This window comes from Winogradskyella aurantiaca (assembly GCF_003362725.1).
Classification (GTDB): Bacteria; Bacteroidota; Bacteroidia; order Flavobacteriales; family Flavobacteriaceae; genus Winogradskyella_A; species Winogradskyella_A aurantiaca.
In genome coordinates, this window is the sequence record NZ_QKTV01000008.1 from 172338 (window position 1) to 184706 (window position 12369).

Sequence of the window (12369 nt, forward strand, 5' to 3'; positions counted from 1 at the left end):
CATGCATCCAATCGAGATTCTTGAGCGTTATTGGAATTACACGTCCTTTAAGCCATTTCAAGAAGATATAATCAACGCGGTTATAAAAAAAGAAGACACCTTTGCACTTCTGCCAACGGGTGGAGGTAAATCTTTATGCTATCAAATACCAGCGTTACATTTTGATGGGTTGTGTATTGTGGTGTCCCCATTGATTGCCCTAATGCAAAACCAAGTTAATGACCTCAAACGCAAGGGGATTAAAGCCATCGCATTGACTTCAGGTATGAGTTTTAAGGACTTGGATATGGCTTTAGACAATGCTATTTATGGTAAATACAAGTTTTTATACCTATCACCTGAACGTCTGGACCAACATTTGGTTAAAGAACGTATTCAGCAAATGAAGGTAAGTTTAATTGCGGTTGATGAAGCTCACTGTATTTCACAATGGGGTTACGATTTTAGACCTGCCTATTTAAATATTGCCAAGCTCAGAAACTGGCACCCTACAGCTACTTGTATTGCATTAACAGCTACAGCTAAATCTGAAATCATCACTGATATAATGACTAGGCTTGATTTTATATCACCCAAGGTATTTCAAGGTAGTTTCAAGAGAGATAACATTGCTCTATTAGTTACAAAAACAGAAGATAAGTGGTACCATCTATCTCAATTTCTTGATGCGAGTTTGGGCTCCAGCATCGTATATGTGAGAACTCGCAAGGCTTCAAAAGAACTTTCTAAACAATTAAACGAGGCTGGATATTTGAGTTCTTTTTTTCATGGAGGACTAAGCAACGAGGAAAAAACCAATAGGCTTAATGATTGGATTTCCAATAGAACTGCCACCATGGTAGCGACAACGGCGTTTGGTATGGGTATTAACAAACAAGATGTAGACACTGTCATACATTACAACCTTCCAGAAAGCCTTGAAAGTTATTATCAAGAAGTTGGTCGCGCTGGTAGAAATGGGTTACCGGCCAGAGCCATTTTACTACACAAGCCTATTGATAAAGAATTGCTACATAAACAGTTTATTGGCAATCTACCCAGTATTGAAGATGTTAAGTTTCTTTACAAAAAGCTCTGTAATTTTTTCCAAATTGCCTATGGAGAAAGAGTAGAGACTGCTTTTCAATTTAATTTTAAAACCTTCTGCGCTACCTATAAATTGAGAGGCAAATTGACGTACAACTGTCTTGAAATCCTTGACAGGAATGGGATTATAGACTTAGATCAAAAGTTCAATTTTAATACTCAAATTCAATTTATAACTAACAATCATTCCCTCTTCACTTATTTGGAACGTCATAATGATCTGGCTTTAATTGTTAAGACATTACTGCGAACCTATGGGGGTATTTTTGATTATGATACCAAGGTTAATCTAGATCTAATTATTAAAAAACTAAGAATTAGTGAAAAGCACTTAATATCCACCTTAAAACAATTAGAAAAAGACCAGGTGATTAGTCTTAAGCTTGCCAATAACGATTCTGAAATAACATTTTTAAAACCTAGAGAAGACGATCTCACCATTAATCCGTTTGCCAGTTTTATAAACAATCAAGCACAGATTAAGAAGGATCAGGTAGCTTCTGTTATCCGATATGTAGAAAACACATCAAAATGCCGTCAAATCCAGGTGTTAACTTATTTTGGAGAAGAAATAAATGCCAATTGTGGTATATGCTCTGTCTGTGAAAAAAAAGAAACCCCACTAGCAACTAATACTGCTTTAAACGCGTTGATATTAGACACCATACGTTTCAAAAGTTTATCTTCGCGGGAACTCAGCGCATCACTTGATTTTAATACAGAAGACATTTTAAAAGCATTGCAAGAATTGCTTGAGGATGATAAAATAACCATTACAAAATCCAATAAATATAAATGCAAAACCCGATAGCCAAATCCTTGAGAATTGTATTTATGGGGACCCCTGATTTTGCTGTTGACAGTTTAAAAACACTGGTTGAGCAGGGCTATAATATTGTAGGAGTGATAACGGCCCCAGATAAACCTTCTGGTCGCGGTCAAAAAATACGATCATCGGCAGTAAAGCAATATGCAGAATCTCAGAACCTGAACATTCTGCAACCAACTAATCTTAAGGCGGAAGAATTCCAAAAAGAACTAAACGCTTTAAATCCTGAACTACAAATAGTCGTTGCGTTTAGGATGCTACCAAAAACCGTATGGGCCTTACCAAAATTCGGTACCTTTAACCTACATGCGTCCTTACTTCCAGATTATAGGGGAGCTGCACCTATTCATTGGGCCATTATAAATGGAGAAACCGAGACAGGAGTGACCACCTTCTTTATTGATGAGAAAATTGATACGGGTGCTATCCTTATCAATAAAAAAACAACTATATCAAATTCAGATACTGTAGGGGAGCTACACGACAAGCTCATGCATTTAGGATCTGAACTCATTATTGAGACAGTTGAAGGTATAGCAGCAGGCAAGCTAACACCACAAGTGCAACAAGACGATAGAAATTACAAGACCGCATATAAACTCAATAGAGAAAACTGCAAAATTGAATGGAATCAAAGGGCTTTAACTATCTATAATAAAATTAGAGGCCTCAACCCTTTTCCAACGGCCTGGTGCCATTTGGAGCAGGATGGCAAGAAAGAAATGATTAAAATCTATAAATGTTCGTATACCCTTGGCCCCGTTTCATCAAGCCCAGGTTCTATAACAACAGGGAAAGATTATTTAAAAGTTTCAGTAAATGACGGTTTCATAAATATCTATGAAATGCAGCTTCCAGGAAAACGTAAAATGGATGTAAAATCCCTTTTGAATGGTTTTCAGTTTAAACCGAACAGCAAGTTGTCCTAAGCCCTTGTAGTTCCTAGCATTAGAAAAATCATCGATGAAATACAGTTCTTTATTAACATTTGTTTTAAGTTATTAACAAATAACTGCATTTCCCTTGCTATTCCTTGCGTAGCTTGATTTTACTGATAAATTTGTGTACAGATTATTTCAATCTTGAATAAAACCTAATTTTTAATCATTTAAATTTAATATTTATGAACAAAACAGATTTAATCAATGGTATGGCGGAAAATGCTGGAATCACTAAAGCTGCTGCAAAAAAAGCATTAGATAGCCTTTTAATTGATATCGAAGGAGCTCTTCAAAAAGGTAACAGAGTATCTTTAGTTGGTTTCGGATCGTGGTCAGTATCTAGAAGATCTGCAAGAGAAGGAAGAAACCCACAAACTGGTGCTACAATCAAGATCAAAGCTAAAAACGTAGTAAAGTTTAAGGCTGGTTCTGATTTAAGCGATGCTGTAAATTAAGTTAATTAACAACAATATAAAGTCCGCTTCGGCGGGCTTTTTTTTTCCCCATTTTTAAGGTATTGCATATTATTCAAAATTGTATTAGATTTATTTAAGCTATTTAACTCCAATGAATTCTAAGCCAGAAAAAGGACAGCTTTTAATTGCCGAACCATCCATAATTGGTGATCTCTCTTTTAATAGGGCTGTGATTCTTTTGGCAGACCATAACTCTTTGGGTTCTGTTGGGTTTATTCTTAATAAACCATTGGATTATAATCTAAAGGATTTAATTGATGGAACTGAGTCCACGATACGAGTATTTAATGGAGGTCCTGTTGAGCAAGACAACCTATATTTTATTCATACCTCGCCAGAATTAATCCCTAACAGTATAGAAATAGCGAACGGTATATACTGGGGTGGTGACTTTAATATTGTCTTAGACCTTATAAATTCTGGAGCTATTTCGGGAGATAACATCAAGTTTTTTCTAGGATATTCAGGGTGGGATGAAAATCAGCTAGACTCAGAATTAGAGTCTAAAGCCTGGTTGGTATCTAATAACACCTACAAAAATGCCATTGTCTCTAAACTAGGAAAAACCTTTTGGCGTGATAAGATGCTTGAATTAGGTGGTGACTATTGTATCTGGTCGAACGCCCCTGAGAATCCAAGCTATAATTAAGATTAAGCCAATCTTATTTTTACATTTAATTTTTTAATTAGGCCTTTGGAAAAGTCTGTTTGATACGATTTTTTGCGATACTGCGTTATTGGGACAATTCCTTGAACAACATTGGTAATAAAAAGTTCATCGGCCTTCTGCAACTCAAACGGAGATATGGACTCCTCTTCTGTGATGTAGTTTAAATCTTCAAGTAACAATTCAAGAATCTGCTTTCTCATAACTCCCTTTAAACAACCATCAGTTAACGGAGGCGTTTTTATTCTATCGCCTTTTACCAGGAATAAGTTTCCATTAAGCGCCTCAATGACATTTTTATTGGTATTTACTAGTAAGCAATTATTATAGCCGTTCTCTTTCGCGTAGATACTACCCATAACATTAAGGGCTTTGTTATTAGACTTTAAACCAGACAAAAGACCAGGTGCTACATAGAAATCTTTATATATATCTACCAAATTTGTTTGCGCATCATCAATGGTATAGAACGGAGAGTCCAATTCAGTTACCTTAATAAGAAATCTAATTTCGGTGTTTTCCAGAGGCAAATACAAACCGCCTTCACCCCTGTCAATTTGAACGCGCACACGGGCGGACTTTTGAATTAAGTTATTAGCTTCTAAGGTTTTAAGAATTTCCGCTTCTAAGAACTCCATGGTAAAATCCATGGGTATTTCCATACGCATAATACGCATGGACGACATAAGTCTGAAATAATGATCCTCCCAAAAAAACAATTTACCATTGACAGCCTTGATGGTCTCAAAAAGACCATCCCCATAATTATAGGCTCTGTTTGAAATAGAAACATGCGCTTGCTCCGGCGCTAATAAGTGTCCGTTACTATTGACCATAAAAAAAGTCTCAATAAAAATTGAGACAAAAATACGTTAAGAAATAAGCTTAATTCTTAAACGGACCCTAAAACTTGCTTCAAGCTTGAAATTTGATTATCCCACAACATTTTGGATTCTTCAACTTCATCCTCGTCAGCAAAATCTGTAACCATTAAAGAAACATCTTTAGTTATTTCGTCAACCTGTATGCGAAGTTCAAAATAGTAGCTTTCACCCTCATCCTCATCTACCATCCATCTGAATTTGATGCGCTCCCCACTTTTCTTACCTAATAATTTGGCTTGCTCTTCAGCACCATCCCATATAAAGGTAAAAATTTCACCACGACTATTAACATTATCCGCATACCACTCCGATAATCCAGAAGGAGTTGAAAGGTAGTTAAACAATAAAGACGGTGATGCGTGTATAGGAAATTCTAATTCAAACTTTATTTTATCATCCATAGCTAACAATTGTGCGCTCAATATATAGAAATTATAATGGAGTATAAAACCAATGACTCAAAATATTATTTTTAAAATATTCTATTGCCTAGAGTGCATTTTGTTTTTATATTTGCAGCCTTCAAACGGCGAGGTAGCTCAGTTGGTTAGAGCGTCGGATTCATAACCCGGAGGTCACGAGTTCAAATCTCGTCCTCGCTACAGCAGCAAAGGTCTAACACGAAAGTGTTGGACTTTTTTTGTGCCGCATTTGAACTTGTTCATAAATGAAGGCAATAGAAGAAACACCTGCGCCAGCAGTTAAGACCTTACTATTGTATAGCCTCCCAAATGGATTCTATAAATCTCGTTCTTGCTATAATCATAAAGGTTTGACATGAAAATTTAGGGCCATGTTATACCTGATTCCAAAACGAACTTCTTGGGTAAAACGATCAACTCTCTGATTTTCTGATACAAATAAAACAGTTTATATAATATATTTCCTACTTTTTTATGCGTTTTATCTAATATATTTGCTTTTAAAGGAGTATAATAATACTTTGGTCGAAATTTACCCCAAATAAAACCTAAACGTTATTAGGTATGGAATCAAAAACCAATATTTATATAACGACTTTATACTTTGTTATTTGGACACTATTCTCAATCAATAGTGCGCAAGCACAATACTGTAGTTCCTCTGGTGATAACACCTATGTTACTGGCATAACACATGTTGGCATAAATACTATTAATAATAGTACTAATACTGATAATGCCTATACGGACTATACTGGATCAATTTCTACATCGCTCATGCAGGGATCTAATTATTCCATTCAAACACGTTTAAATACGGCTGGTAATTACACCATTCATTGTTTGGTCTGGATTGACTGGGATCAAAATGGTGTTTTTGATGAAAGCCCGTATGATTTAGGTACTGCAACGAATGAAACGGACGGTGAAACAAACAATTCGGGAGTTAGCTTTACTGTTCCCGTATCAGCAACTCTGGGAACCACCCGAATGCGCGTATCCGCTAAATGGAACCAAGACCCCAGCCCCTGTGAAAATGGCATGGATGGAGAAGTTGAAGATTATGCGATAACCGTGATAAGTCCTGATCCTTCACCAGAGATAAATATTTTAGGAAATAGCAATTCCATTACGGATGGAGATAATTCAACTTCTGAAACCAATCTAACAGACTTTGGAGAAACAACAATGGGCACACCCCTTCAAAACTCCTTCCAAATTCAAAATCAAGGAAGCGAAGATTTAATCATAAGCTCGATAACACTTTCAAATACTTCAGACTTTACAATTAGTCAGTCCTTATCCTCAAACACAATTTCTGGGGGTACAACGGATAGTTTTGAAATCACCTATAATGCCACTTCAGGTGGATTACAATCTTCAATGGTTACCATTTCGAGTAACGATTCTAATGAGGGGAACTTCCAATTTATGGTGCAAGGAGAAACATCTTGCCCTATTATTTCTTTAAGTGGCTCTAGTATGACTGCCGCAAGTTGTGTTGATTGCTCCGATGCTAGTATCACATTGGGTACACCTTCAGGTGGAGTAAGCCCTTACGAATATTCAGTAGACGGCATTAACTGGTCTAATTCCAATATCTTTTCAAATCTCTATGGTAGTTTCTTCACGGTTTACGCCCGCGATAGTAATGGATGTATAGGGGAGGAAAGAATAACTAATTACCTTGGGTTTAATGCAGGTGCAGCCGTAATAGACATGGGCGTAAGTCCTCAGACCGTAAATAATGCCTTGATACCGTATGGCTTGGTTTATGATCTTGTTCAAAATTACAACGTCCCCATTTATTGGATTATTGACCCAAATAAGTCCTTTGTTAATGCTCAAAATATCACCAACCAATCAGATATTACAGTAACAGGTACCACTTCTAGAACCGGAGGATCATCAATTACAACAAATTTACTGGGTGGGCCCTTTATTATTCCACAGGAATATATAAGTACTGCCTATCCAGTCATTGAAACCTGGATAAGTAACTATCCAGGATTAACTGTTTACTGGAATTTAAATGCCATTTCAAGTGCACCAGTTAACGGAATTATAACAACCCTGGCTAATGTTGTAATTTATCCAAAAGATGGCGATCTAAATGATACAACAGATATTGAGGAAGCCTTTTTTATTCCGGCTGCAGTCCCCCAAAGTTCCTATAGACGGGGGTATATCTCCAGTCTGGACCAATGTGATGAAATATACGTATTATCACACCATACAGACCCTGACGAAAATTGGACCCAAGATGATATCGATGATTTATACGACTACGTTACAGGCGGAGGTAATGTATGGATGGGATGTCACGATGTAAGTATCACAGAATCACTCCTTACAACTTCTGAGGGTATCCAATTAAACTTTCTCTCTGAAAATGGACTTATTCCATACAAAGACATTACAGATGTCAGTACTAATTATCCTTATTTGAGTGCTTATGCTACTAATGATGATATTGATAAGCATGATAACTCATTTAACAGTAATGACGTTTTATATGACATAACATCAGCCAGTAACCCCTTAATGCAATTCCTGGGAGAAATTCAAGATGCACAAAATGGGAATTCCGAACGTATCTATGTTCCCTTTCCTGGAGGATGGCGCTCTACAACTGTTAGAGCTTCTTATGACCCAAACCATGATGATTTACCGTCAGAAACCAACAGGTCTCCAGGTGAAGCTGCCATTATGGCCTACGGACCAGCTTATGGAAACAATAGATATGGAACCGTATTATACCACGCATCACACATTAACAGCAGTAATTCTGGAAGTACCGAAGAATATGTTGGTGATCGCAGGGTTTTTGGTAATTACCTTCTGGAATCTGCCATCCGTTATACCAAGGATGCCGGTCCTGATCAAATTTTTTCCATTACTTCATGTGGTATTGTATCCACTACTTTAGATGCAGCCATTCCTATTAATAGCCCAGGTGTATGGACGATTGAAAGTGGAACTGGAGGTAGCTTATCTGATCCAACCAATCCAAAATCGGAATTCTATGGGCAGGAAAATGAGACTTATACTTTAAAATGGTCTGTTAACTGCGATGAAGATGTTGTACAAATTTCGTTTGTAACAGAATGTAATACTTTAGATTTTGATGGTACTGATGATCACATTTCATTTGCAGATAACTTCGATGTAGAGGGCCCTTTTACAATTGAATTATGGATTAAACCAGAGCAGACATCAACAGACACACAAACAGTCCTTTCAAAACGAGATGCCAATAATCTTAGCTCTGGATATGATTTAAGAATTGAAAATAACATACTTTCTTTTAACTGGGATGAGAACAATCAAATCGTGTCTCCTTATGCACTCCAACAAAATGTTTGGAAACATGTGGCTGTAACATTTAATGGATCCATGTACAGACTTTATATTGATGGAATTGAAGTAAACTCTGCTTACGGCTCTTTACCCGCTACTCCCTCTAATAAAACAGATTTTATAGTTGGTGCTATGGATCAAATCTCGGCAGCACCTTATGAACCACTTCATTACTTCTCTGGCGCCGTTGATGAGTTAGCTATTTGGGACATAGCTCTAACTCAGAAAGAGATTCAGTTGATGATGAATCAGGAAATTGAATCAACGTCAGGACAAGTTTATGGCGTTATTACCAAACAACAAATTGAAAGCGTTAACTGGTCCAATCTAAAAGGATATTATCAATTTAACCAATCTACGGATATTAGTTACGGAAATTTAATTCCTACTGGAGGAACTATTCAAGGTCGTTTAATTAATAGCAATTCAGCACAAGATGAAACCGCCCCAGTTCCTTACACCACAAAAACCCATGGATTATGGTCAGATACCTCCTCAACCGGCCCCTGGTCACAAGATTCGAATATATGGTCACCCCCTAATAGTATAGGTATCGATGGATCTACCAAAGTAAACTGGAATATTGTAAAAATCAGCCATAATATTTCATCAGATAATGAAGACATTCTTCTCTCAGGTTTGGTTGTTGATTCTAATGGTAAATTTTCCATTCTTAATAAGGATGAGAACAACGACGAAAACAACACTGGACAATGTCTCAGCATTTCTAACTATTTATTACTTAATGGTACGATTGATCTTGTTGGTGAATCTCAGCTGATACAATCAGAAGGAAGTACTGTAGACATTGTAAGTACAGGAATTTTAGAAATTGATCAACAAGGAACGAGTAATAAGTATAATTACAATTACTGGGGTTCTCCGGTATCTTCCCAAAGTTTGGGAACTAATGGCGGTTTCAGTGTTAAAGAGATTATGTATGATGGCACTAATAGTTCTTTATTGACACATCCAACTATTTTATGGACCTCTGGTTACAATGGAAGTCCAAACCCTTTGACCTTATCAAGATCATGGATATACACCTTTAATAATGGTCCTCAGGATGACTATTGGTCTTGGAGTTATAAGGGAGAATCTAGTACAATTGCTACTGGATTAGGATACACCATGAAAGGAAGCGGGGCATCAGGAAGTCATCAGAATTATGTTTTTATGGGAGTTCCGAATAATGGAGTTGTAACAGCAACCGTAAGCCCAAATAATCAAACATTAGTTGGTAACCCTTATCCTTCAGCCTTAAATATAAACCAATTCTTAGTAGATAATACTGAAGGGTATTCCGGAAGTACGGGTAGCATCAATGGTACCATATATTTCTGGGAGCATTTCGAAACGAATAGCTCACATATCCTTGAACAGTATGAAGGCGGTTATGCAGCGAGAAACATGATCGGTGCAACCGCAGCGATATCACATCCCGGATTAAGTCAGGCTGGGTATTCATCAGCAGGAACACCAGGATCATATATCCCAGTTGGACAAGGATTTTTTGTTAAAGGCAGTAGTACAGGTGGTACCATAGAATTTAATAATGGTCAACGAATTCATGCAAAAGAAACCGTTGATAATTCAATATTTATCAGATCCGAGAATCAAGATTCCGCAGAGGAGCCAATAGATCTGGTAAAAAAATTAAAATTCCAATTCATTACACCCCTGCAAGTTGAAAGGGAATTACTCTTGGGGTTTGTTCCTAATGATTTAGCCAATGACGACTTTAATGAAGGGTTTGACTCTGAAATAATTGATGGTTTTGATTCTGATGCAGGGTTTAATATTAATGATAAACCGTACTGTATACAAGGTGTTGGCGTGTTTGATAGCTCAAAAAAATACCCTTTAATAATTGATCTTGCTGAATCTGGTACGATTCAGTTTAAATTTATGAGTTCTGAGAATTTCGAGACCAGACCTAATCTATACTTCTATGATCAAGATACCAATAATTACTGGGATCTAAACGAAGGTGTCTTCAGTTTACAAATAGAACCTGGTAGCTACACCGATAGGTTCTATGTATGTTTTGAAGCCAATGATCAACTCTTATCGATTAATGAAAATGAGTTAGGTAAATCGTCGCAGTTTCAAGTCTATTATTCGCGTTTAAGAAACAAGCTGGTTGTTCTAAATTCAAAAGGCGTTTTAATTGAAAACATTCAGTTATATGCAATTACAGGACAATTTATTCAAAAGATTAACCAAATTGTACCGCAACAGAATTATTATGAATTTGACACCCCAACTCTTAGTTCAGGGGCTTACATTGCTATAATTAAAACTGAAGCTGGACAGGAAAGTCTAAAATTCCTTAGCGGAAAATAGAGACACCTTCACTTATTTTACGTTTTATCGATTATTTTTGCTTTTCGTAGATTTTTTTTATACGTTTGACGATGTTTTTTGCATTTCGTCTATTTCTTACATGATATAATGTAGATTAAAGCGTGATGAACAAACAAGTAGAAATTATTTGTTGAAGCATATACCTGTAAAACGTTGACAATCAACGAGAATCAGAATTTAAAATATAGCCAAAGTCAATTGCAGATAAAATTGACCGTTCAACGATATAATTGCTACGTTCATGGGGACTACTATAAATTAGTTAGTCCTTTGATAATATGCTGTTTATATGGTTTAAAACCATATAAAGATTTTAGTTTACCAACAACTGAACTAACACTATGAAGCTGTTAATCAACATAGTTGCTACCATATATGCTGTGGCGGCACTAAGTTTAGGATACTCTAGCCCCAATAATGCTATCGTTGTCCCTGATAGTTATATTCCAGATCCAATTTCCAGTGAACTTTCAGGATCATTAACCAATAGGGAATCCAATTTTGTTTTTGCAAAAAGCCAAAGTAAACAAGAAACCCTACTTCATTTAAACAATTCAAATAATTCCCCTGACTTTAAGTTATTGTCTGGTAATGAGTCTGCGGTTGATGAAAGTAATGTCATTATCGACTCTGGTAGTGGCAATCAATATTTTAATCTTTCGGGATCAGCAAATACGAATTTTGATGGATTCAATTTTGGTTCATTTGAATGTACCGATACTTTCATACTTAACGGGGCTCAACAGAAAACACATAAATGTGGTGATCACAATATTTCATATAGTGAACTTAACTACAGCATTGAATCCACAGGGACATCCCATTCGTCATTTTCTTTTGAAGAGATCTTTTTTAATACTGACTTAACAAGTTCTAATTATTGTAATGGAACAAGTGTTGATCAAAACTGGCAAACCTCAGGCGCTGGAATTAATATTTTAAATGGGCTCGGTCCTGGAATTTACGAATTACAGGTTTACACCAGAACTGAACATGAAAATTCATCTGGATCAATATCACCTGACTTATTTATAAGCAACTTTGGCAATAACTTTACGGCTACTTTTACCGTTGTTGACAACACCCTGCCTACCGCCTCTAATCCTGCCGCTGTTAATGTTCAGTGTGCCTCGGATATCCCTGCTGTAGATACTGATGTTGTTTCTGATGAAGCTGATAACTGTTCTGGTGCTATCACCGTTGCTCATGTTAGCGATGTATCGGATGGCAACTCTAACCCTGAAGTCATTACACGTACTTATAGCGTTACTGACCTGGCTGGTAATTCCATTAATGTTACACAAACCATTACTGTTGATGATACTACCAACCCTTCA

At 36.6% G+C, this 12369-nt stretch carries 8 protein-coding genes and 1 tRNA gene; 7 read left to right on the plus strand and 2 right to left on the minus strand.

Annotated elements, in window-relative coordinates; genetic code table 11:
- Position 1: 1 nt before the first annotated feature.
- The 4 genes from DN064_RS13215 (at position 2) to DN064_RS13230 (ending at position 3981) form a co-directional block, all read left to right on the plus strand.
- Positions 2-1897: a RecQ family ATP-dependent DNA helicase gene (locus tag DN064_RS13215; protein WP_115463140.1), complete on the plus strand. Its 1896-nt coding sequence runs from the start codon at positions 2-4 to the stop codon at positions 1895-1897.
- Positions 1882-2844, plus strand: coding sequence for a methionyl-tRNA formyltransferase (gene fmt / locus DN064_RS13220; RefSeq protein WP_115463141.1), 963 nt, complete (start codon positions 1882-1884; stop codon positions 2842-2844). The genes DN064_RS13215 and fmt overlap by 16 nt, the downstream gene beginning before the upstream one ends.
- 194 nt (positions 2845-3038) lie before the next feature.
- A complete protein-coding gene (locus tag DN064_RS13225; protein ID WP_115463142.1) occupies positions 3039-3311 on the plus strand; it encodes an HU family DNA-binding protein in 273 nt (90 codons plus the stop codon).
- Positions 3312-3423: 112 nt separating this feature from the next.
- Complete coding sequence (locus DN064_RS13230) at positions 3424-3981, plus strand: YqgE/AlgH family protein (RefSeq protein WP_115463143.1); 558 nt, start codon at positions 3424-3426, stop codon at positions 3979-3981.
- A 2-nt stretch (positions 3982-3983) separates the two neighbouring features.
- Here DN064_RS13230 and DN064_RS13235 read toward each other — a convergent pair whose 3' ends face one another.
- Positions 3984-4835: an aminotransferase class IV gene (locus tag DN064_RS13235; RefSeq protein WP_115463144.1), complete on the minus strand. Its 852-nt coding sequence runs from the start codon at positions 4833-4835 to the stop codon at positions 3984-3986.
- A gap of 56 nt (positions 4836-4891) precedes the next feature.
- Positions 4892-5284: an START-like domain-containing protein gene (locus DN064_RS13240; protein WP_115463145.1), complete on the minus strand. Its 393-nt coding sequence runs from the start codon at positions 5282-5284 to the stop codon at positions 4892-4894.
- Positions 5285-5411: 127 nt separating this feature from the next.
- Between DN064_RS13240 and DN064_RS13245 the strand changes: the two genes are divergently transcribed.
- From DN064_RS13245 to DN064_RS13255, 3 genes are all read left to right on the plus strand, one after another.
- Positions 5412-5485, plus strand: a tRNA-Met gene (locus tag DN064_RS13245).
- Positions 5486-5869: 384 nt separating this feature from the next.
- Positions 5870-11011, plus strand: a complete 5142-nt coding sequence (locus DN064_RS13250; RefSeq protein ID WP_115463146.1) for a LamG-like jellyroll fold domain-containing protein — start codon at positions 5870-5872, stop codon at positions 11009-11011.
- A gap of 362 nt (positions 11012-11373) precedes the next feature.
- Positions 11374-12369: HYR-like domain-containing protein (locus tag DN064_RS13255; RefSeq protein WP_157962319.1), on the plus strand; the 996-nt coding region annotated here is incomplete at its 3' end.